At 66.7% G+C, this 21127-nt stretch carries 19 protein-coding genes and 1 pseudogene; 4 read left to right on the top strand and 16 right to left on the bottom strand.

The features are described from left to right. The first annotated feature begins 8 nt into the window (after positions 1-8). Complete coding sequence (locus FAZ69_RS29565; protein WP_136898639.1) at positions 9-686, top strand: TetR/AcrR family transcriptional regulator; 678 nt, start codon at positions 9-11, stop codon at positions 684-686. Between the two features lie 64 nt (positions 687-750). Here FAZ69_RS29565 and FAZ69_RS29560 read toward each other — a convergent pair whose 3' ends face one another. From FAZ69_RS29560 to FAZ69_RS29540, 5 genes are all read right to left on the bottom strand, one after another. Then, positions 751-1995 carry an acyl-CoA dehydrogenase family protein gene (locus FAZ69_RS29560; RefSeq protein ID WP_136898638.1) on the bottom strand — a complete coding sequence of 415 codons (1245 nt, stop codon included), beginning with the start codon at positions 1993-1995 and terminating at the stop codon, positions 751-753. Between the two features lie 46 nt (positions 1996-2041). Next, on the bottom strand, positions 2042-2806 hold the full coding sequence (locus tag FAZ69_RS29555) for an SDR family oxidoreductase (RefSeq protein WP_136898637.1): 765 nt from the start codon (positions 2804-2806) through the stop codon (positions 2042-2044). 53 nt (positions 2807-2859) lie between these two features. Beyond that, entirely contained in the window at positions 2860-3873 is a 1014-nt protein-coding gene (locus tag FAZ69_RS29550) for a phosphotransferase (protein WP_136898636.1), read from the bottom strand. A gap of 99 nt (positions 3874-3972) precedes the next feature. Then, positions 3973-4872, bottom strand: a complete 900-nt coding sequence (locus FAZ69_RS29545) for a LysR family transcriptional regulator (protein ID WP_136898635.1) — start codon at positions 4870-4872, stop codon at positions 3973-3975. Between the two features lie 61 nt (positions 4873-4933). After that, on the bottom strand, positions 4934-6133 hold the full coding sequence (locus tag FAZ69_RS29540; RefSeq protein ID WP_136898634.1) for an alpha-hydroxy acid oxidase: 1200 nt from the start codon (positions 6131-6133) through the stop codon (positions 4934-4936). A 247-nt stretch (positions 6134-6380) separates the two neighbouring features. On the opposite strand from FAZ69_RS29540, the gene FAZ69_RS29535 reads away from it, so the two are divergent. After that, positions 6381-7931 carry an acetolactate synthase large subunit gene (locus tag FAZ69_RS29535; protein ID WP_136898633.1) on the top strand — a complete coding sequence of 517 codons (1551 nt, stop codon included), beginning with the start codon at positions 6381-6383 and terminating at the stop codon, positions 7929-7931. 5 nt (positions 7932-7936) lie between these two features. Next, positions 7937-8062: pseudogene (locus tag FAZ69_RS34120) on the top strand (LysR family transcriptional regulator); the annotation flags it as partial. 11 nt (positions 8063-8073) lie between these two features. Here FAZ69_RS34120 and FAZ69_RS29525 read toward each other — a convergent pair. The 3 genes from FAZ69_RS29525 to FAZ69_RS29515 all read right to left on the bottom strand — a co-directional run bounded on the left by FAZ69_RS29525 (position 8074) and on the right by FAZ69_RS29515 (position 9475). Beyond that, on the bottom strand, positions 8074-8442 hold the full coding sequence (locus FAZ69_RS29525) for an immunity 22 family protein (protein ID WP_169708807.1): 369 nt from the start codon (positions 8440-8442) through the stop codon (positions 8074-8076). A 94-nt stretch (positions 8443-8536) separates the two neighbouring features. Beyond that, positions 8537-9091, bottom strand: coding sequence for an SMI1/KNR4 family protein (locus tag FAZ69_RS29520; protein ID WP_136898631.1), 555 nt, complete (start codon positions 9089-9091; stop codon positions 8537-8539). Positions 9092-9184: 93 nt separating this feature from the next. Further along, positions 9185-9475: a toxin-antitoxin system YwqK family antitoxin gene (locus FAZ69_RS29515; RefSeq protein WP_136898630.1), complete on the bottom strand. Its 291-nt coding sequence runs from the start codon at positions 9473-9475 to the stop codon at positions 9185-9187. A gap of 271 nt (positions 9476-9746) precedes the next feature. On the opposite strand from FAZ69_RS29515, the gene FAZ69_RS29510 reads away from it, so the two are divergent. Further along, a complete protein-coding gene (locus FAZ69_RS29510; RefSeq protein ID WP_136898629.1) occupies positions 9747-12800 on the top strand; it encodes an AAA family ATPase in 3054 nt (1017 codons plus the stop codon). Positions 12801-12826: 26 nt separating this feature from the next. On the opposite strand, the gene FAZ69_RS29505 is transcribed toward FAZ69_RS29510, so the two are convergent. The 8 genes from FAZ69_RS29505 to FAZ69_RS29470 all read right to left on the bottom strand — a co-directional run bounded on the left by FAZ69_RS29505 (position 12827) and on the right by FAZ69_RS29470 (position 21126). Continuing rightward, a complete protein-coding gene (locus tag FAZ69_RS29505; RefSeq protein WP_169708806.1) occupies positions 12827-14467 on the bottom strand; it encodes a LuxR family transcriptional regulator in 1641 nt (546 codons plus the stop codon). A 212-nt stretch (positions 14468-14679) separates the two neighbouring features. Then, a complete protein-coding gene (locus tag FAZ69_RS29500) occupies positions 14680-15078 on the bottom strand; it encodes a DUF3331 domain-containing protein (RefSeq protein ID WP_136898627.1) in 399 nt (132 codons plus the stop codon). A gap of 2 nt (positions 15079-15080) precedes the next feature. Then, on the bottom strand, positions 15081-15524 hold the full coding sequence (locus FAZ69_RS29495) for a helix-turn-helix domain-containing protein (protein ID WP_439654813.1): 444 nt from the start codon (positions 15522-15524) through the stop codon (positions 15081-15083). A 147-nt stretch (positions 15525-15671) separates the two neighbouring features. Next, positions 15672-16088, bottom strand: coding sequence for a Ros/MucR family transcriptional regulator (locus tag FAZ69_RS29490; RefSeq protein ID WP_136898625.1), 417 nt, complete (start codon positions 16086-16088; stop codon positions 15672-15674). A gap of 69 nt (positions 16089-16157) precedes the next feature. Then, complete coding sequence (locus FAZ69_RS29485; RefSeq protein ID WP_136898624.1) at positions 16158-17645, bottom strand: MdtP family multidrug efflux transporter outer membrane subunit; 1488 nt, start codon at positions 17643-17645, stop codon at positions 16158-16160. A gap of 6 nt (positions 17646-17651) precedes the next feature. After that, a complete protein-coding gene (locus tag FAZ69_RS29480) occupies positions 17652-19775 on the bottom strand; it encodes an FUSC family protein (protein WP_136898623.1) in 2124 nt (707 codons plus the stop codon). After that, complete coding sequence (mdtN, locus tag FAZ69_RS29475; RefSeq protein WP_136898622.1) at positions 19772-20851, bottom strand: multidrug transporter subunit MdtN; 1080 nt, start codon at positions 20849-20851, stop codon at positions 19772-19774. Before mdtN ends, FAZ69_RS29480 begins: the two co-directional genes overlap by 4 nt. 20 nt (positions 20852-20871) lie before the next feature. After that, on the bottom strand, positions 20872-21126 hold the full coding sequence (locus FAZ69_RS29470; protein WP_136898621.1) for a YtcA family lipoprotein: 255 nt from the start codon (positions 21124-21126) through the stop codon (positions 20872-20874). Between the last annotated feature and the right edge of the window lies 1 nt (position 21127).

Below are 21127 nucleotides of genomic sequence, written 5' to 3'. Positions count from 1 at the left end.
GTAAAGTAATGACGACGTCAGGGAAAACCCTTCGCTCGGACGGGGCGGAAACACGGACTCGCTTAAAGGAAGAAGCGCAACGCCTGTTCGCGCTGCGTGGATTGGACGGGGTGTCGGTGCAGGACATCATTTCCGCCGCAGGACAGCGAAACAGCGCCTCGCTGCGCTACTACTTCGGAAACAAGCTCGAACTGGCGCGCGAGCTGATCGTCGACGGCGCGCGCCTGATCGACGAAGACCGTCAGGCGCGGCTCGACAAGCTGGAGACGGAGGGAGGGATAAGCGTGAGAACGGTATTGGGCGCGCTGCTCTTTCCGATGCTCGATCTCGCGGATCGCACGGGTCAGGCGACCTACATCCGCATGATCGCCAACTTGCAGTTGAACAACCGCGCGTTCTTGCGGGAAGCGCTGGAAAACAAATGGAATCTGGGCTATCAGCGCTGCAACGCCCAGCTCCGGGACCTGCTTTCCGACCTTCCGCCGGCCATCGTCGATCACCGGCTTTCGCTCGTCGGCATCTACGGCAATGCTGCGCTGGCGGCGTGGGAAGCGAGCCGCGACAACGGCGAAGCGGGCGGGCTCTGGTCCCCGCAATATGCCGTGTCCAGCTTGATGGACAGCTTCGAAAGCATCCTCGTCGCAGCGCCGTCGGAAGAAACGCGGCTGCTGTCGGAGGAAATCTGACGGCAAATGCCGAGCGTCGCGCCAACGCAGCGGAGACTGCGTTGGCGCAAACCGGCTCGATGCCTTACAACAGCGGCGTCAGGTAGGGATTGTCTTTCCCCGGCTCATGGCGCCGCGCCTTGACCTCCATGCGCGCAATGCTCTGCAAGTGGACCTCGTCGGGACCGTCCGCGAACCGCAGCGCACGCCCCCACGTCCAACTGTCGGCCAATGGCGTATCGGGGCTCAGCCCCATCGCGCCGAATACCTGTATCGCCCTCTCGCAGACCGCCGTGTGAACGCTCGGCACGAGCGCCTTGATCATCGCGATCTCCTTGCGTGCCTCCTTCGCGCCTACGTTGTCGATCATCCACGCGGCTTTCAGCACGAGGAGCCTGGCTTGGTCGATTTCGATGCGCGACTTCGCGATCCACTCGCCGACCGGGCCGTGCTCGTGCAGCTGCTTTCCGAATGCCGTACGCGCCTGCGCCCGCTCCACCATCAACTCGAGCGCCAATTCCGCGGCGCCGATCGAGCGCATGCAGTGGTGAATCCGTCCCGGCCCAAGACGCGCCTGCGCGAGCGCAAAGCCGCCGCCCTCTTCACCGAGCAGATTCGAGCGCGGCACCCGTACGCCCTTGAATTCGATCTCGCAGTGCCCTTCCGGCGCCACGTGATTGACCACCGGAATATTGCGGATCAGCTTGACGCCGGGTGCATCGGCCGGCACGAGGATCATGCTCTGCTGGCGGTGGCTCGGCGCGTCCGGATCCGTTTTGCCCATCACGATGAAGAGCTTGCAATTCGGGTGAGCCGCGTTCGTGATGAACCACTTGCGGCCGTCGATGACGTAGTCGTCTCCGTCGCGGCGAATCGACGTCGTGATGTTGGTCGCGTCCGACGACGCCACCGCCGGCTCCGTCATCGCGAACGCCGAGCGGATCTTGCCGTCGAGCAGGGGCTCGAGCCACTGCTCACGCTGGGCGGGCGTGGCGAACATATGGAGCAGTTCCATGTTGCCGGTGTCCGGCGCATTGCAGTTGAACACCTCCGACGCCCACGGTACGCGTCCCATGATTTCCGCCAGCGGCGCGTACTCGAGATTGGTCAGGCGGGTGCCGGGCTCGTCATCGCGCAGATGCGGCAGGAAAAGATTCCAGAGCCCCTCTGCACGCGCGCGTTCCTTCAACTCCTCCATGAAGGAAACCGGATATCGGCCCGCACCCACTTCGTCGTGCCATTGCCGGATGCGCGGGACGATGCAGGCATCCATGAAGCTGCGCACCTGTGTGCACAGCGCTTCGACTTTCGGGCTATACGCAAAATCCATTTCCATTTCTCCAGTATCCGATCGACGCCGCGCAACGACCACGCGGCTAGATCGTCAATCCGCCGTCGACGACGACGCACTCTCCATTGGTATAGCTCGCTGCGTCGGACACGAGGTAAAGCACGGTGCCCGCCATCTCGCGAGGTTCCGCATGGCGCCGCAGCGGAATGCGGGATACCCAGTCTTCATACGTGGCCTGATCTTCGAACAATGCTCCCGCAAAGCGGGTCTTGGTCAATCCGGGGAGCAGCGCATTCACGCGAATCCCCAACGGACCGCACTCCTTGGCGAATGCGCGCGTCATGTTGACGATGGCGGCCTTGGTGATCGAGTAGATCCCCTGCTTGTCGCCGGGCTGCAATGCGTTGACCGAAGCCGTGTTGACGATCGCGCCGCCGCCGTGCTCGCGCATCAGCTTGCCCGCCTCCACGGACATGAAGAAGTAGCCGCGCAGGTTGACCTCCACCGTCTTCTCGAACGACGCCAGATCGGTGTCGAGAATGTGTCCATAGTACGGATTCGCCGCCGCGTTGTTGACGAGGATGTCCAGACGCCCATGCCGCGCGCGAACATGCTGGAAGATCGCGTGGATGTCCTCGACGCGCCCGACATGGCACGCTTGCGCTTCAGCGCTCCCGCCCGCCGCCTCGATCTCGCGCGCCACGGATCGGCAATCCTCGAGCTTGCGGCTCGACACGATCACGTGAGCGCCCTGCTCGGCGAGCAGCTTGGCGATCTCCGCACCGATGCCCCGGCTGGCGCCGGTCACCAACGCAATCTTTCCTTTCAGGTCGAACAAATTCGTCGTCACGATCAGCCTCGATATGTCGTCTTACGTTCCGGTTTCCTGACTGTATTCAGACTTCAGACCAGGTCGACGCCCATCTTCGCGAGCGCCCCGGCCATCTCCCCCACCTGCCGCGCCTTCTCGTTCGACGCGTTGCCGCTCAAGGCCCGCTTCTTCACCCCCTGGGCGATCGCCGCGAGCCGGAAAAAGCTGAACGCCAGATAGAAGTTCCAGTTCTCGATCGGCGCCATTCCCCGCAGCCCGCAGTACCGCTCGACGATGGACGCCTCGTCCGGCACCCCCAGCGCCGCGAGATTCAAGCCTGCGAGGCCGGCGATATGGCCATGAGGCGGGAGCCGCAAACACATGCAGAGGTACGCGATGTCAGCGAGCGGATTGCCAAGCGTGGAGAGTTCCCAGTCGAGAACGGCGCGAACCTGCGGCGCGCCGCGCATGAAAATGAGGTTGTCGATACGGAAGTCGCCATGCACGAGCGAAGGCTTTCCGGTCTCCTCCGGGCAGTAGGTAGGCAGCCACTCGATCAGCGACTCCATCGCGTCCAGCGTATCCGTCTGCGCGGCGCGATATTGCTTGGTCCAGAGGTCGATCTGACGCGCGAAATAATTGCCGGGGCGGCCGTAGTCCGACAGTCCGGCTGCGTCGATATCCACGTCGTGGAGCGCCGCCATCGTGCCGATCAGCGCGTCATAGACGGCGCCGCGCTCCTCCACGGGCAACTCGGGCAGCGCCGGGTTCCAGAAGATGCGCCCGTCTTCGTAGCTCATGACGTAGAACATGCTGCCGATGACGTTGCGGTCTTCGCAAAGGTGATGGGCACGGGCGACAGGAACCTTCGTGTTGCCGAGCGCCGACAGCACGCGAAACTCGCGATCGACGGCATGCGCGGACTTGAGCAGCGCGCCGGAAGGCTGACGCCTCAGCACGTAGCTGCCGCTTTGCGCCTTCAGGAGAAAGGTCGGATTGGATTGCCCGCCGGGAAATTTCTCGACGGACATCGGCCCTTGAAACCCGGGCACGTGCGCCGTCAGATAACGGGTGAGATCGTCGATGTCGAACTGGAGTTCTGCCATGCCATCCTCGCTTCTATATGGCTGTCAGCGTACCCAGCGCCGAGTCATTCAGGAAGTTTATTGTCGTGATGGCGGCCAATAAATTTTCGTGACACCCGGCTACAACTGCATGTCCCGCATGAGCCTGCCGACCTGCTCGCGCAGCCAGCGATGCGCCGGGTCCGCGGTGACGCTGCGGTGCCAGTAGCAATGAGACTCGAGATCCGGAAGATCGAACGGCAACGCCAGGATTCGCGCGTCGTAACGCTGCAGGAGCACGAGCGGGGCCGTGAGGACGAGATCGGTTCGCATCGCGATCAGCGGAGCGACCAGATAGTGCTGGACCCGCGTCTGAATCGATCGCCTGAGGCCCAGCTTGTTCAGTTCTGCATCCACGAGACCCGTTCCCTGAGGGCGGCTCGATACGTGGATATGACCGAACCCGAGGTAGTCGTCGATCGTCAGCTTCTTCCTGGCGCAAGGATGGTCGTGGCGCAGCATGCATGCGTACCGGTCGCGGCCCAGCGGCTCCTGCTCGAGATCGGGGTCGTCGATCAGCGGCGCGTCGATCGCGAGATTGACCGCGCCGCTCGCCAACGCTTCCGGCACCTCTCTGCGCGTCGTGAAGTAGCTTTCGATGCGTATGCCGGGCGCCTGCCGCTGCAGCACCTCCTCCAGCGCGGGCAAGAGGAGCGCCTCCGTGAGGTCGGTCATGCTGAGCCGGAACGTGCGCTCGGACGAGGCCGGGTCGAAGTGTCCCCCGGCATGCGCGCTCGAATCGAGCAACTGCAGCGCCTCGCGGACCCTGCCGATGATATTTTCCGAAACGGGCGTCGGCACCATGCCGCTCGACGTGCTCACGAAAAGCTGATCGTCGAACGCCTTGCGCATGCGCGCCAGCGCATTGCTGACCGCCGGCTGGGTGATGAACAGCATCTCCGCCGCGCGGGTCAGGTTTCGCGTTCTATAGACGGCTTCGAAGACAACGAAGAGATTCAGATCGACCTTCGACAGACGCATTTTTCACCTTCCCCGACGCCGCTTGAACTGGCGCTTGAACTGGATTATCTGCTCCTCTTCTTCACACGTAAGCATCGGCAAAGCGCCATGGAGCAAGCTTGCGCGAGTCTACTCCCGCCGGCGAAGCCGCGAGAATGCCGGGCCCGGCCGACGCGATGTCCGTGCATCCGCACAAGGCCATGGTCGTATCGAGCTCCGCCGCGATGATCTCCAGGCTGCGCCGCACGCCCTTCTCGCCGGCCGCCGCCAGTCCATAGAGAAAGGCCCGGCCGATCATCGTGCCGCGCGCGCCCATCGCCACGGCCTTGAGCACGTCCTGGCCCGTCGTGATGCCGCCGTCGAGCCACACTTCGAGACGCTTTCCCACCGCATCCACGATAGCCGGCAAGGCCTGTACCGTCGAAACCGCGCTGTCGAGCTGCCGTCCGCCGTGGTTCGAAACGACGATGGCGTCCGCCCCGGCGCAGACCGCGTGGCGCGCGTCATGCGGATCGAGGATCCCCTTCAGTATCAGCTTGCCGTTCCAGCGTTTCCGGATCCATTCGACGTCCGCCCAGGTCACGGCCGGGTCGAACTGATCCTTCACCCAGGAGGCCAGCGACGACATGTCTTCGACGCCCTTGACGTGGCCGACGATGTTCCCGAAATGGCGCCGCCTGGCGCGAGCGATGCTCCACGACCAGCCCGGCTTGCCCGCCATATCGACGAGATTGGCCAGGGTCATGCGCGGCGGCGTGGACAAGCCGTTCTTCACGTCCTTGTGGCGCTGCCCGCCGACCGGCAGATCCAGCGTCACGACGAGCGCAGGGCAGCCGGCCGTCGCGGCGCGCTCGATCAGCCGCTCGATGAATGCGCGGTCGCGCATGACATAGAGCTGGAACCAGAACGGCCCCGGAGCATGCTCGGAAACATCCTCGATCGAACAGATGCTCATCGTCGACAGCGTGAACGGGACGCCGAAGCTGCGCGCGGCCCGTGCCGCGAGAATTTCGCCATCGCCCCTCATCATCCCGGCGAGCCCGGTCGGCGCCAGCGCGACGGGCATCGCAACCGGATAGCCGGCCATCGTCGTCTTGAGGTTCCGCGCTTCGAGGCCGATCCCGACTCGCTGGCGCAATTTGATCTGCCGCAGATCGATCGCGTTGGCGCGATAGGTCGATTCCGTGTACGAGCCGGAATCGACGTAGTCATAGAACATGCGCGGAATGCGCCGCTGCGCCAAAGCGCGAAGATCTTCGATGCAGGTGATCGGTTCGGACATGGTCTCGCTCCAGTGGTGTGGTGGCTCGCGCTCAATCCGTCATGTCGGTCAGCGCATTCGGTCACTGGAAACGCACAATGCCCGCCATGCCAAATCCCCAACTGCCAGAAATCAATCAATCTCGGGTTTACGCCGAATTGTTGGATTTCTGGCAGTTCTTCATTCAGGCCTCGCCGTACTGTGCGTCACCGGCGAATGAGTGAACTACGCCGAATCGCAAGCTGATCGAACTCAAGGGATGGACGCCATGAATGGAGCAGAGAGCCTATTGAAATCGCTGGTCGCCAGCGACGTGACCGTGTGCTTCGGCAACCCGGGCACATCGGAAATGCACTTCGTGGCGGCGCTCGATTCGGTCCCGGGCATGCGGCCAATTCTCGCCCTTCAGGAGAACGTCGCCACGGGCGCGGCCGACGGCTACGCACGGATGGCGGACAAGCCCGCGGCCACGCTGCTTCACCTCGGCCCCGGTCTCGCCAACGGGCTGTGCAATCTCCACAACGCGCGCCGCGCTTCGAGCCCCGTCGTGAACATCGTGGGCGACCATGCGTCTTCGCACTCGCGCTACGATGCCCCGCTATCGTCGGACATCGCCGGGTTCGCCCGCCCCGTCTCGGCATGGGTGCATTCGTCGACGAGCGCCCGGTCGGTCGGCTCGGACGCCGCGAAAGCCGTGCGGATCGCGCGCGAGAAGCCGGGGCAAATCGCCACGCTGATTCTTCCCGCCGACTCGGCATGGGACAGCGCGGACGACGTCGCCGAGCCGTTGCCCCTCGCACCGCACGCGCAGGCATCCGACGCGACCATCGACCGGATCGCCTCGTCGATCCGCAAAGGCGCGAAGACCGTCTTTCTGATGAGGGGAGACGTCCTCCGGGGACGCGGCTTGATGCTCGCCGGCAAGCTCGCGGCCAAAACGGGCGCGCGTCTCGTCTGCGACACGTTTGCCCCGCGTCTCGAACGAGGCGTCGGGCGCGTGAAGCTGGAGCGGCTTCCGTATTTCGGCGAGATGGCGCTCTCGTCGCTCCAAGGCACGGACCTGCTGGTCCTCGTCGGCACGCAGCCGCCGGTGAGCTTCTTCGCCTATCCGAACAAGCCGAGCTGGCTGACCCCGGAAGGATGCCAGGTGACCACGTTGACTCAACCTCATGAGGACAGCGTTGCGGCGATGGAGAAACTCGTGGATGCGCTCGACGCCCGGGACGCGCTGGAGTGCGTCACCGCGCAAACCGACACCGCCGTCTCGCTCGACGGCCGCCTCGACAGCGAAAGCATCGTGCGGCTGATCGCCAGGCACATGCCGCCGAACGCCATCTTCGCCGACGAGGGGATCACGGCCTCCATCCTCTACTACGACGTTCTGGAGAACGCCGCGCCCCACGACCACCTGAACCTGACCGGCGGCGCCATCGGCAGCATGATGCCGGTGGCGACCGGGGCGAGCGTCGCGTGCCCCGAGCGGAAAGTCATCACGCTCGTCGGCGACGGCAGCGCCATGTATTCGGTTCAATCGCTCTGGACGCAAGCTCACGAACAGCTCGACGTCGTGACCATCATCCTCGCGAATCGCGCCTACAAGGTGCTCAACAATGAACTCAAGCGCGTCGGCGCCGACCAGGACGGCCCCAACGCAAGGCGGATGCTCGACCTCGACTCGCCGGCCATCGGCTGGGTGGACCTCGCCAAGGGTCTCGGGGTGTCCGCCGCGCGGGCCGAGACGCGCCGCGAGTTCGAGCGGGCGCTCGGCGCGGCCATCGCCGGGCGCGGCCCTTGCCTTATCGAGGCGGTGATCGACTAATCAGCGTGGACACGGGATATCGCCCCTCATCCCGCCTGCTCGACCTCGATGCCGTCCAGGCCTTCGTCCTCGTCGCGGACTTGAGGAGCTTCACACGCGCGGCCGAGGTGCAGAACACGACTCAATCGGCGAACAATCGGTTCTATCCGTACGGAAAGACCCCGAAGAACTCCATGTCGCCTCGCGTCCGCCGTGCGCGAAGCGCAGTGTCGTACCGAAAGTTGTAGAAGACCAGGACGCACGCCGCTTTCGGTAGCGGGTGAGCTGTCGTTGCCGCAGCCAGCCCGCCTTTCAGCCGATCGCCCGATGACATCTCCGCGACCAATGCGTCCAGTTGGCAATCGCCCTCTTCCGCAAGATTGAACTCCGGCGGATCCAGCGGATCGATCGCGAACCCGAAATCACGGGTCCACTGGCCGCTCATATATTCATCGAGCGCCTCCTCAGTCCGATATTGGCCGATCCAGACCGAGAACACGCCCCCTTCACGCATGTCGGAGTGATTTTTCATATTAAAGGCTCGTCTGTACATTGAGAGCTTGCTGCGCCGGCCAGCGACAAACACCCGCTTCTTTGTAGTCGAGGCTATCGTGGCCGACGCGCGCTCAAATCGTCATAGCCAGATACTCGCCATTCCATTCCGACGCGCCGACCGCCAAAACCAGCTTGCCGACAAAGTCCTCAAAGCTATCCGCGATGAGGCGCTTGGTCTCCTCGTCCCGCCCGAATCGGATCACCTGACCGGACGAGCCTTTCTCATCAGGATCGTAGTCAAGTCCAATATGATTCCCGCCCCAGTCCTTCGTCAAAGGAATCCACAAGCGGTTGGTATACATCGGCTTGATGAATCCTTCGGGATGGGACGCCATGAAGTCCGCACTGTCGGCGTTCATGGCTTCTTCATCGAGCGAACGCCAGAGATCCCACTCCTGGCGAATCCCCTCGATCGACAGCAGCAGTTCGCCCCCCACCAACCCAACGGTTTCATCCTGGCCATCGTGAACGGAGAGAAAGGCCTTGAGACTCTCGGACAATCTCACGCCGAGGTGCGCTTCGAGTCCCTCGATCCCGCTCGTCGAGGCGCCGGCCCGCAGGCGCATCTGCTCCAGACACCCCTTCGTCGATAGCCATTGCTCGATTCGATCCCACTGCGCTTTCATATGGAAGCTCCTTGTAAGCACGGTCAATAGCAAGCCCTGCTGCTCAGCCGTCGCGATTCACTCGCAGCGATGACGGTCGCGCAATTCGCCGAGTCAGATTTCAGGCCGCCCATCCGCGTCCCAGTGCTGCCAAGGCTCGATTTCGATTCCGCGATCATAGCGACCCAGCGCCGCGAGCTGTCCGTTCGGATGGAAATCCTTCCACGGACCATGCTCCAAGCCATGCTCGTAGGTGCCTTCGGACGCAATCGCGCCATTCTCCTGATACGCGACAAACAAACCATGCCTGATCCACCGGCTTCCGTCCGGAACCAGATATCTGGTGTAACGAAATCTCAGCGAGCCGCTCTCATGGAAAACTTCGGCAATCTCCAGGTCTGCCATCTCCGCTCCCTCCATGGGTAATCGGACCCTGCGGTTCACGCGCCATCCTTCGATAAGTATCGATCGCAATTCTCGCTGAAATGCTTCAGTAATATGACCCGAAGTCCCGTCCTTTACACCGAACTCCCATCGACAAGCGGTATTACAGCCGATACCCCCCGGTATAGAATCGCGAAAACCAGCGAAGCAAAGCGCATTGTCGCGACATGACGCCGACGACGTTTTATGCCGCCCCTGAAAAGCCGCGTTGCTGCCCGGCCGGAGACACTACTTGATCGATTTCCCGCCTTTTCGATTGGATCGCGTCAATCGATGCGTCTGGGAATGCACGCCCGACGGCGCGAGCCGCAAGCTCACGCTGACGCCGCGCGCCTACGACATGCTGCAATACCTGATCGAGCACGCCGGCCGGCTCATCACACACGACGAATTCCTCAATGCACTGTGGCAGAACGTGCATGTCCAGCCTGAAGTGCTGAAGGCGCACATGCTGACGATCCGCACGGCGCTCGGCGACGACCCGGCGCGTCCCAGCTTCATCGAAACCCAGCGCGGCCGCGGCTATCGCTTCATCGCACCACTGCACATCGGTTCCGGCACGGCAACGCCCCGCACGCACAAGCGCGGCCACGGCGCGTTCGTCGGCCGCACGCCGCAGCTGACCCGGTTGCAGACGCTGTTCGAAGAGGCGCGCAACGGCGCCTCGCGCATCGTGTTCGTGGCGGGCGAGCCGGGCATCGGCAAGACGACGCTCGTCAGCCGGTTCCTGGATTCGCTCGCGGGCGAAGTCACGGTGCTGACGTCGCTCGGGCGCTGCGTCGAAGGCTATGGCGGCACCGAGCCCTACTACCCGGTGCTCGACGCGCTGACGCAGCTGACCCGCGGCGAAGCGGGTCCGATGATCAGCCGCTCGCTCGTATCGATTGCCCCGACCTGGGCCTTCCAGATGCTCGGATCGGTGCCGCAGCAATACCGCGCCGACCTGCAGCGTCAGGTGATCGGCGCGGCGAGCGGGCGCATGCTGCGCGAGATTTGCGAGTTCCTCGAAGCGCTGTCGCTGGAGCGTCCGCTCGCGCTGGTGTTCGAAGACTTGCATTGGTCCGACTATTCGACCGTCGACATGCTGTCCGCGCTCGCCCGCCATCGCAGCAATGGGCGTCTGATGGTGATCGCGACCTACCGTCCGGAAGACGCCGAAGCCGTGCAGCATCCGTTGTGCCGGCTGAACCGCGACCTGGGGTTGCAGAAGCTCTGTCACGACATCGTGCTGGAACCGCTCACCGAAGGCGCCATCGCCGAATACCTGACGGGCAGCCCGCACGACGATCGGCTCGGCAGTCCGGACGGCTTCGCGCAACTGGTGCGCGAGCGCTCCGGCGGCAACCCGCTGTTCATGGTCGCGACGCTCGATCACCTCGTCGAGCAAGGCATCGCGCAATCGACGCCCGAAGGCTGGAAGCTGCACCTGTCGCCCTCGGAAGTGCGGCTCGAAGTGCCGCTGACGCTGAACCAGGTCATCGAGCACCGCATCCAGCGGCTCACCGCCGACCAGCAACGCGCGCTCGAAGGCGCGAGCGTCGCCGGCCTCGCGTTCAGCGCGGCCACGGCGGCGCCGGCCGCCGGCTTGAGCCAGGAGCATTTCGAAGACATCTGCGAGGCGCTCTGCCGCCAGGAGAGCTTCATCCGGCGCGAGCCGTCGTCTACGCTCGACTACGGTCTCGCCGCGCGCACCTACGCGTTCCGCCACACGATGTACCGGCAGACCTTCTACGACCGGCAGGGCCTGCTGCGCACCGCCCGCTCGCATCTGCGCGCCGCCGAGGCGCTCGAAGCGCTGTTCGCGCCGGACGAGCGCGGCGGGGTCGCCGCCGAGCTCGCGCAGCACTTCGCGGCCGCGAAACACTGGGAGCGCGCGCTCGGCTATCTGCGCATCGCGATCCAGACGGCGAAGAAGCGTCTCGCGTACAACGACGCGCTCGCGGTCATCGACCGTGCGCTGATGCTCGCCACGAATCTGCCCGATGAAGCGCGCGCGGCGGCGGAAACGGAATTCCTCGAGGGCCGCGCTTCGATCTTCGCGGCGGCCCACGATTCCCGCACGCGGGAAGCCTGCGAACAGCTCGCCGAGCGCGCCGCGCAGCACGGCCTGATCGACATCCAGAGCCGCGCGCTGATGAGCCTCGCGTACGCGTTCAGCTGGCGCGACCAGGCACGCTGCAGCCAGATCATCGACGAAACGCTCGTGCTCGCCGAACGGCAGACCACCCCGCAGCAGCAGGCCCGCACGCGCATCAGTTGCTACGTCTGGCGGATGTGGGTGCGCGGCTGGCGCGCGGAAGACATCCCGCGGTGCGAGGCTGCCCTCGTCCCCCTGCGCGCCGGCGACGACCCCTGCACGACCGCCTGGTCGCTGTGCGAATACTCGATGGTCCTCATGGTGTCGTCGCGCTACCAGGAGGCCCAGGACACGATCCTCGCGAACTACCGCTTTCTCATCGAAAACGAGGAGAACCGCCCCGAGTTCAACATGGCGCGCGCGACCTGGATGGTGCATCTGGGTGTGCCGTGGGCGCTGCTCTACCTCGGCGAATTCGGCCGCGCGCAGCACGAGTTCGACAAGGCGATCAAGATGTTCGCGCACAACGGCAACCAGTATGGCGCGGACACGCTCACGCTCTATCGCTGCTGGCTGCAGTTCCACACCATGGATTTCGAGGCGATGTTGCAGTCCTGCGCGCAAGTGCTGGCCGGCAAGTCGCCCGAACCGGGCAGCGGCAAATCGATCCTGCCGGCCGAATACCGGCTCTGCCTGCTGCTGACCGGGCTCGCCCGGCTCGGCCTCGGCGATACACGCCCCGCGCGCGACGCGCTCACGCAGGTGCTGCGGCTGATGGACACGCAGCCGGTGATCTTCGACTGGTACTGGCGCGTGCCGCTCGAATGGGGGCTCGCGGGCGCCGCGCTCGCGGACCGCGATCTCGACACCGCGCTCGCCCATGCCGACCGTCTCGTCGAGCTGGCAACCCGCATCGAAGAGCGCACGTGGCAAGGCTTCGCGTGGGAGCTGCGCGCGCGGATCGCGTGCGAGCAGCACGATGCCGGCCATGCGCTGCACTGCGTGCAGCATGCGCTCGACGCGACGCGCGGCTACCAGACGCCGCTCGTGGACTGGCGCATCCACCGCACGGCCGCGCGCGCCTGCGAGATGGCCGGCGACCTGCAATCGGCCGAACGCCACGCCTTGCTCGGCAAGTCGATGAAGGACGCACTCGCCGCGACGCTGCCGCCGGGGCATTGTCTGCGCGAGACGTTCGAAGCGAGCTAGCCCGGCTCGAAAGCCCGAGCCCGAACTCAATCGCCGCCGCTCCCTGACAGCCGGACGAGCCCCAGACGGTTCGCCAGCGTCGCCGCTTCGGTCCGGTTCCTCACCGACAACTTCGCATACAGACGCTTCGCGTGCGACTTCACGGTCTCGGGCGCAACGCGCAATCGGATCGCGATCTGCTTGTTGGTCAGCCCGTGGCCCATCAGTCCGATGATCGCGCGTTCGCGGTCGCTCAAGCCCATGGCGGCCACGGATCGCCCCGTGTCGCGCGCCGCATCGGGCCCCGGTTGCGCACCGGCTGCGGCGCGCCCGCGCCGCGACATCAATGCGCTTATGTAGGGCAGCCATTCGCGGACGTCGTCGGCAGGCGCGATCGCGCCCTGCGCGATGTCGTCGATCAGCGCCGCAACGCACTCGCTACAGTCAACCAGCGTCTGATGCAACCCCACCGAAGCCGCCTGCTTCAGCAGCGAGATCAGCGCTTCGGCCGCTTCGTCGCGCAGACCGGCGGCCAGCAGCGCTTCGACCAGCAACAGCGCGATCGTCGCTGCGCCGTAGTGGTCGCGCCGCCGGACGAGATCACCATGGAGCTGCCGCAGCGACGCGAGATCGACCGCTGCGCCCGCCTGGGCGAGCGCAAACCGCGCCTGCGCGATCACGTGGTAGCGCGCGATCTCGAAGCGCACGCTGCTGCTCGCCGCGCCGCATTGGCCGGCCAGCTCGGCAAGCCGTAGCGCGCAGCACGCCGCCTGGCCGATGCGATCCGCCGCCACGTGCATCTCGACCTGCTGCGCCAGGCTGGCCGCGCGCAGCCGAGGCCAGTTGCGCTTCATCCCGAGCGCGTCCGCCTCGGCCAGCAGGACGAGCGCGTGTCCCGGCTGCCGCCGGTTCGCGGCGATGCGCGCGAGGAGCCCGTATCCGCGCACCGCGCCTTCGATCGTGCCGCCCTGCCGGATACCCGGCAGCCGCGCCGCGACCAGCGCCTCGCCCTCGTCGACGCGGCCCTCTTCGTACAGCACCTGGGCCATCACGGCGGCGGGCAGCGCGTCGAGCGCCACCGGATCGCCGCCGCAGCGGCGCGCGAGGTCGAGTGCGTCGCCGGCCAAGAGCCGCGCCGCATGAAAACGCATCTGGCCGAGTTCGGCCGCGGCATCGAGCGCAAGGTCGAACATCGCGGTGATCGCGCGCAGCCGGCCGGGCTGCACGCCCGGCTCGCGGCGCTCCACCGCATAGAAGCTCTCGAGATCGCCGAGGCGCCAGTACACGCAACGGCACACCGTCAGCGCGACATGCGCGGTCGGCGATGCGGCGCCGAGCCGCAACGCGGAAAGCGCGGCGGCCAGCGCCTCCCCCGCATCGTCCTGCAGCACGAGCGCCGCAGCCCGCACGGCCGCGATCTCGCAGCGCAGCGCAAGCGCGGCGGAGCCCGCCAGCGGGCCGGCCTGCCCCTCGATCCGCCGTGCAATCTGCAGCGCTTCGGCGGCCTGCAGCCGGGTCAGCATCTGCCAGGCGCGCGCCAGCTCCGGCTGGATGCCCGCCACGCCCGCCGCCGGCAGGACCTGAAGGCTGTGCATCACGCGGGCATCGAGCCAGCCGCCCGGGGGCGCTGCGCGGGAAGCGCGATGCTCCGCTTCCTCATGGGTTTCGCAAACAAACGCCTCGTTCATTCCACGCTCCGTCGGACATCCGCTCGTCGCAACGGCATCGACGAAAGCGGTACCGTCCAGACTAGACATGACCGTCCGTAAAAGCGTGATGATTCGGTTCTTTTTCGGTAAAGGATGGTTGTCGCGCCGTCTTCGCCAGTCAGTAACCGCAACGAAAGCGAGCGATGACGGAAGCCGTAATCCGTGTGCAATCCGCGTCATCCGGCCGCCTCTCAATCCGGCGACACCCGCTCGACCTCCGACGCCAGCATCATCGCGGTCGCGTTGACCGGGCGCGGGCGCGTCGGCCGCGGACGGTAGATCGCGTCGCCGGTCTCGATCGGCGCACCCGACAGCGCGCAGCGGCCGCGCCGCTTCGCGACGTCCGCCTTCCACAGCTGGTCGCCGTAGCGGCAGGCGGTGGGGTCGCACCAGTACACGACCACGATCTTGTTCGACACGCGCTCGACCACGCGCACCACGCAGGTGCGGCGCACGTCGGTTTTCGCGGCCCGCGCCGCTCCTGCTTCGCGGCACGGCGCCGGCTGGCGCTCGGCCCACGCGTGCGAGCCCCCCTCGAGCAGGCGCAGCGCGGCGCGCCAGCATGCGTCATTCGCAAGAGCGGTTGGCATGATCACGCTCCGGCATCGTCGCGCATTCGCGTGCGCCAGCGGTTGGGCGGCTCGCCGACCATCCGCCTGAAGACGGTCGAGAAGTGCGCATGTGAGCCGAAGCCACAGCTGAGCGCGACGTCGAGCACGCTGGGCTCCGGCAAGCGCAGCAGCGTCTGGGCATGCTCGATCCTGCGCTGCAGCAGGTAAGCGTGCGGCGAATAGCCGGTCGTCGAGCGGAACTGCGCGGCGAAATGCATGCGAGTGAGGCCGGCGCTGGCGGCGACGTCGGCCAGCCGGATCGGCTGCGCCAGATTCGCTTCGATGAAATCGAGCGCGCGCCGCAAGCGCCACTTCGGCAGTGACAGCGCGCGCGCCGCGACTGGCTGGCCGACGGCGATTCCGTGACCGGTGTTCAAGCATTCCTCCCCGTTGCTGCACGCCGCATTCGATGTCTGCGTGATCATGTGCGCCCCCTCTCGCGCTGCCGGTGATGTGCCGCTGACCAAAACCATATGGCTTCTGTCGCCGATATACATCTTGCGCAATGCGGCCGCGGCGCGACATCCCCTCGTCGGGTGAGCGCAATGAAAGGGGCTTGCCTCTTTGGCCGTTCAGGCCAGGTCGCCGCGGCGCGGCTTGATCGCGCCCGCGGGATGGCGCTTCGCGATCGACGAGCGCAGCGCGGAATAGGCCGGCGCGACCATCGGGTAGTCGGCGGGCAGCCCCCACTTCGCGCGGTATTCGTCGGGGGTCATCGCGAACTGGCGCTGCAGGTGGCGCTTGAGCGACTTCAGCTTGTGTCCGTCTTCGAGACACACGAGGTAGTCGTCGTGCACCGATTCCTCGATCGGCACCGCGGCCCGCTGCTGCGTGGACGGCGCCGGCGCCGGCGCCGCGCGCAACGCGGCCAGCGCGGCATGGATGCTCGCGATCAACGCCGGCAGGTCGGCCGCCGGCAACGGATTGCGCAACACGTAGCTCGCCGCGATGGCGGCGGTGAGCTCGATCAGGTCGATGTCTTCCGTCATGGAGTAGGCCGGTATCGCAATCAATCCCCCGAACGGGTGTCGCCGCTCGCGCGGACGCGCGAAAGCGCCCTAGCGCGCTTTCGCGCCAGCCAGGCTCTCCGGCAGATCGTCGCTGCGGTAGCCGCCGCCGAGCGCCTTGGTCAGCGCGATGCCCGCTTCGATCTCGTCGCCGGAAAGCTGCACGAGCTCGAGGCGCCCTTCGATGACCGGCGCCTTTGCCTGCATCGCGCTGATCTTGTCGCCGAGGCCGGTCCGGTAGCTCGCCTCGGCGCTGTCGCTTGCGAAGCTCAGGGCGTCGATCCGCTCGCGCTGCAAATGCACGCGATGATCGAGATCGCCGATCTCGCTGCCGCTCTGCGCGACGTCGCGCACCGCGTCGAGCACCGCCTGGTCGTACTGCTCGATCAGCGTGTTGCTGGCCGTGCGCGCGCCGTGCAGGTTCGCGTTCAGGCGGCCACCGTCGAAGATCGGCAGCGACAGGCCAGGGATGAGATTGATCTGCTGGCTCGAATGCAGGAACAGGTCGCGCATCTGCAGTGCATTGAAGCCGAAGAACGCGGTGATGTCGAAACTCGGGTAGAACGCCGCTTTCGCCGCATCGATCCGGTCGAACGACGCCTGGACCAGCCAGCGCATCGCCTGCAGGTCCGGGCGGCGCGCGAGCAGCTCGTATGAGAGCGTCGACGGCAGCGAACCCGCCGCCGCAGGCAGCGGCGCCGGCGCAACCGCCGGCAGATCGTCGGGACCGGCGCCCGCCAGCGCGCGCAACGCCTCGCGCGCATGCACGATTTGCTCCTCGGCCGACGCGATCTGCTGGTCGATCGCGAGCAGCTTCGCGCGCGCCTCGGCGGTCTGGGTCAGCGCTTCGAGACCGCGTTCGTGCCGGGCCGATCGCGCATCGAGCTCGAACGCGCGCACGTCGCGAAGCTGCCGCAGCAAATCGAGGCTCGCGTAGGTGGTCTGGATGCCGTAGTAGAGCTGCGCGACGCCCGCCGCAAGTTCGAGCTCGGCCTGCGCCGCCTCCGCGCGCCGCGCGTTCTGCTCGCCGATCGCCGCGCGCACGAGGTCGCGCTGCTTGCCCCAGATGTCGATGTCGTAATGACCGTCGAGGCCCACCAGGCCCGCCCAATACCACGGGCCATCCGCGCCGATCGCGGGATCCTTCGACGCGTATGCGCTCAAGAAACCGTGACTCGACACGCGCTCGCGATCGGCATCCGCGCGCGCCTGCATCTGCAGGCCGGAAACCGCGCGGATCAGCTCGACCTGCGCGCGGGCCTGCGAAACGCGCTCGCGCGCAATCGCGAGCGTGGGCGCATGGGCGAGCGCAAGGCCGATCAGCGCATCGAGCTGCGGATCGCGATACTGCTCCCACCAGCGCGCCGACGGCCAGCCTTCGTTCGCGAGATGGATGTCGCCGGCGAGCTTGATCTGCTGCGGCGCGATCATCGCGGCGGGCGGACTGTCGTGGTGGATGATCGCGCACGCGGCGAAGAATGGCAGCGCGAAGGAGACGAGCCAGCGGCAGGCCTGCAATGAGCGTGGGGGCCGTTTCATGTCGGATCACCCCGCATTCGCGAATTCGCCCGACGCGCGTTCGGCCGACCAGCGCGGCAGTCCGGCGAGCGCCGCATCGATCCGCCGCGCGTGCGGCTCCAGCGCCTCCCCTCCCGGCGCGGCGCGCAGCCCGCCCGGGTCGACCGGCGCCGGCGTCGCCGCGGCCGGCGGCTCGGCCGCGAGTTGGGTCGCGTAGTGCTCCAGCGCATCGGCAACGTCCGACTGGAACGTCCCTGCGCGCTCCATCGGCGCGCCGGTCATGGCCTCGTCGTAAAACGCCTCGATCGCGACGAGCAGCGCACGGCTCTGCGCCAGCACCGTTTGCGACAGCAGCGTGATCCGCGCCGTCTCGCCTTCGCGCCAGTCGGGTTCGAGCGAGACGCGCGCCAGCACCGTCTCGCAGTCCGCGAGCATGGCCCAGGTCGCGGCCACCGCCGGCGCATCCGCTGCGTTCGGGCCGCTGCGCGCCGCTCTCGCACCGGCGCGCGCCAGCGCCGCGATCCGGCGCAGCACCCCCGCCAGTTGCGCGCGCAGCGCATCCGCCTCGCCTTCCGGCCACAGCGACATCTGGATGAAGACCGCCACGCCGACGCCGAGCAGAATGCCGACCATCCGGTCGCGAATCTCGGTGAGATCGGACGGCGGCGAGAACGACTCGAGCAACGCCAGCGAAAACGTGAACATGATCTGGACGCCGGCATAGGCGATCCGCTCGGAACCCGCCGACACCCACGCGCCGAGCGCGATCACGGGCAGGCTCATCAGCAAGAGCCCCGTCACGCTCTCCAGTTGCGGGATCACGAACGCGACCATGAAAAGCGCCAGCGCGCTGCCGATCAGCGCGCCGCTGATCCGCAGCAGGCCATGGCGGCTCGATGCGCCCAGGCTCGGCAGCGCGACCACGAGACTCGTCAGCATGATCGTGTGGATGCCCGGCCAGTTCACCGCGTTGTAGAACACATAGCAGATCAATGCCGACAGCAGCGTGCGCAGCGAGAAGCGCGCGTAGCGCGGATTCGCGAACATGTCGGGTTCGAGCAGCGCGGACTGCGCCGCTGGCTTCGGGTCGGCGGCGCCCGTGGCGGCACTGTCCGGCAGCGGCGGCGGCGCGGCGCTCCGCGCCGCATTGGCCAGTGCATCGAGCGCGCGCTGGATCGCAGCGGTCGCCGCCATCGGCGCCGGCGCGCGCGCGGGTGCGGCTGCGCTCCAGCGCGGCCATTGCGCGTCGTCGCCGATCGCGCGCTCGAGCGACACGAGCTCGTCCTGCACCGCGCGGATCGCATCGGCCTGCGCCGAGTCGCGCACGACGGCGTCGTCAGGCAGCGCCGCCGCTGCCTCGACGATGCGCGATACCGCGGTCACGCAGGCCAGCGTCGCCGCCGCGTCCGCCTTGCCGTAGCGGCGCCGCATTGTCGAGAAGCGCAGCAGCTTCTGCAGCGACAGCGCGCCGCGCTCGACATCGAGCGCGCCGATCCGCACAGCCGGCGCATGCGTGTCGATCACGGCGGCGAGCCGCGCACGGGCCGTCGCAAGCTGCCGTTGCATCGCGGCGCGCAACTGCTGCTCCGGCTCGGCCGGCAAGAACAGCGTGTTGATGATCAGCGACAGCACGACCGCATAGTTGACCGCCACCCACACCCACAACAAGCCCCGCACCAGCGCTTCCGCGTTGCTGGTCAGATCGCCGAAGGTCTGCGAGTAAATCACGATCAGCGAGACGAGAAAGAAAACGAGCCCGAATTTCGTCACGGCTCGCATCAGGTAGGTGCTGCAAAAAAAGATCGCACTCGCGGCGACGATGCGCAGCAGCGGATAGTCGAACGCGAGCTTGTAGACGCCGATCGCGAAAGCGATCGCGCACGTCGTGCCGATCACGAGATTCAGGGCGACCACGCGGGTCAGCACGATGTTCGCCTGCGTGACGAAGAACACCACGATCAGCGACACCGCCAGCTCGGGCACTTGCAGCGTCATCGACGTGACGATCACGATCGCGCTGCCGAGCACGCAGCGCATCGTCACGTTGCCGCGCCCCGGAAACGCGGCGAGCTCACGGCGCAGGAAAACCGCGAGCTCCGCGAACGGCCGCGGCCATGCGAGACGGCGCGCGACGCCGCCGAGGGCGCTCATGACGGCGCTCCGTCGCGCGCCGCGTGGCTGTCGCGCTCGGGCTGCAGCACGGCGACGGCGGAGGTGCCGATCCGGAACAGCTGCGGGTCCGGATGATCGACGCGGATCTTCACCGGGAAGCGCTGCGCGACATGCACCCAGTTGATGCTGCGCTGGATGTTCGGCAGGCCGTTCGCGGTGCTTCCACCGTCCTGCGGATCGACGCCGAAGCCGATCGAGTCGACCTCGCCGCTGAAGCGGATGCCGGTATTGCTCATCAGATAGACGGTCGCGCGAGTGCCGGGGCGGATGTGGCCGAGCTCGTTTTCGCGGAAATTGGCGATCACGTACCAGTGGCGCGTATCGATCAGCGTGAAGACCGGCTTTTGCGCGGACACGTATTGCCCGACGGACGTGCGCAGCTCGACCACGCGGCCATCGAACGGCGCGCGCACCGTCGCATATTCGAGGTTGAGCCGCGCGGTCGCGATTTCGGCGCGCAGCACCTCGCGCTGCGCGACGAGCGCGTCGACGCCGCTGACCGCCGCCTGCGCCTCGCTCGCCTGCTTCTGCGCCGCGTCGAGCTCGGCCTGGGCGGCGCGCTGCGCGGTGCGGGCGCGCTCCAGTTCGTCCGCGGAGACGTAGCCCTTCGCGAGCAGCGGCTCCATGCGCGCGAGCGTGTCCCCAGCCTGCTTCGCCGCGGCCTGTGCGCGCACGGCCGCCGCCCGTGCGGCAGCGGCGCCGAATCCCTGTGCGTTGACGGTGCGCTGCGTCAGCGGAATCTGCGCATCGAGCTGCGCGAGCGACGCCAGCGCGCGCTGCAACGCGTACTGATACGGCCGCGGATCGATCTGGAACAGCAGATCCCCCTGCTTCACCGCCTGGTTGTCGCGCACCGCGAGCGTCACGATCTTGCCGCTCACTTCCGGCGAGACGCCGATCGTGTCCGCGTAGGCGTAGGCGTCGTCGGTGCGCGGCGCGGTATCGACGCGCCAGATCACGGCAATCACCGCGATCACGGCCAGCGCGATCAGCAGGAGGGCGGGCCAGGTTCGCGGGCGCCGGCTTTTTGCGTCCGTGCTGGGGGAAGCGGTCATGGTCACACGGTCGTTGTCGGTTATAGGTTGAAGCCCACTGCCCAGAGCGCGATCGAGAAGAGCACCGTCAGCGCCGGGTAGACGAGCGCGGGCGGCGCGAGCCAGCCGCCGCGGCCGCTGCGAGAGAGCAGCACGTGCACGCACGCGACCAGCAGCACGCCGCCCACGATGCAGAACAGCCAGTCAGGGAAGTACGCGCCCAGCACGCCGATCGAAGGCGAGTCGCTGCAGGCGGTGAGCGTCGTGCACGACGCCAGGATCGTCCAGGCTCGCATC

Source organism: Trinickia terrae, assembly GCF_005144415.1.
GTDB lineage: Bacteria > Pseudomonadota > Gammaproteobacteria > Burkholderiales > Burkholderiaceae > Trinickia_A > Trinickia_A terrae.
Note: the sequence above shows the minus strand (reverse complement) of the source record. Positions and strands in the feature narration are given on the sequence as shown.

Excerpts from the sequence above, each read along its gene's own strand:
- FAZ69_RS29495 (WP_439654813.1), bottom strand. The coding sequence starts at position 15,524 with ATGATCACGCAGACATCGAATGCGGCGTGCAGCAACGGGGAGGAATGC.
- mdtN (WP_136898622.1), bottom strand. The coding sequence starts at position 20,851 with ATGACCGCTTCCCCCAGCACGGACGCAAAAAGCCGGCGCCCGCGAACC.
- FAZ69_RS29525 (WP_169708807.1), bottom strand. The coding sequence starts at position 8,442 with ATGAAAAATCACTCCGACATGCGTGAAGGGGGCGTGTTCTCGGTCTGG.
- FAZ69_RS29565 (WP_136898639.1), top strand. The coding sequence starts at position 9 with ATGACGACGTCAGGGAAAACCCTTCGCTCGGACGGGGCGGAAACACGG.
- FAZ69_RS29560 (WP_136898638.1), bottom strand. The coding sequence starts at position 1,995 with ATGGATTTTGCGTATAGCCCGAAAGTCGAAGCGCTGTGCACACAGGTG.
- FAZ69_RS29535 (WP_136898633.1), top strand. The coding sequence starts at position 6,381 with ATGAATGGAGCAGAGAGCCTATTGAAATCGCTGGTCGCCAGCGACGTG.
- FAZ69_RS29500 (WP_136898627.1), bottom strand. The coding sequence starts at position 15,078 with ATGCCAACCGCTCTTGCGAATGACGCATGCTGGCGCGCCGCGCTGCGC.
- FAZ69_RS29515 (WP_136898630.1), bottom strand. The coding sequence starts at position 9,475 with ATGGCAGACCTGGAGATTGCCGAAGTTTTCCATGAGAGCGGCTCGCTG.
- FAZ69_RS29490 (WP_136898625.1), bottom strand. The coding sequence starts at position 16,088 with ATGACGGAAGACATCGACCTGATCGAGCTCACCGCCGCCATCGCGGCG.
- FAZ69_RS29545 (WP_136898635.1), bottom strand. The coding sequence starts at position 4,872 with ATGCGTCTGTCGAAGGTCGATCTGAATCTCTTCGTTGTCTTCGAAGCC.
- FAZ69_RS29550 (WP_136898636.1), bottom strand. The coding sequence starts at position 3,873 with ATGGCAGAACTCCAGTTCGACATCGACGATCTCACCCGTTATCTGACG.
- FAZ69_RS29520 (WP_136898631.1), bottom strand. The coding sequence starts at position 9,091 with ATGAAAGCGCAGTGGGATCGAATCGAGCAATGGCTATCGACGAAGGGG.
- FAZ69_RS29485 (WP_136898624.1), bottom strand. The coding sequence starts at position 17,645 with ATGAAACGGCCCCCACGCTCATTGCAGGCCTGCCGCTGGCTCGTCTCC.
- FAZ69_RS29470 (WP_136898621.1), bottom strand. The coding sequence starts at position 21,126 with ATGCGAGCCTGGACGATCCTGGCGTCGTGCACGACGCTCACCGCCTGC.
- FAZ69_RS29540 (WP_136898634.1), bottom strand. The coding sequence starts at position 6,133 with ATGTCCGAACCGATCACCTGCATCGAAGATCTTCGCGCTTTGGCGCAG.
- FAZ69_RS29505 (WP_169708806.1), bottom strand. The coding sequence starts at position 14,467 with ATGAACGAGGCGTTTGTTTGCGAAACCCATGAGGAAGCGGAGCATCGC.
- FAZ69_RS29480 (WP_136898623.1), bottom strand. The coding sequence starts at position 19,775 with ATGAGCGCCCTCGGCGGCGTCGCGCGCCGTCTCGCATGGCCGCGGCCG.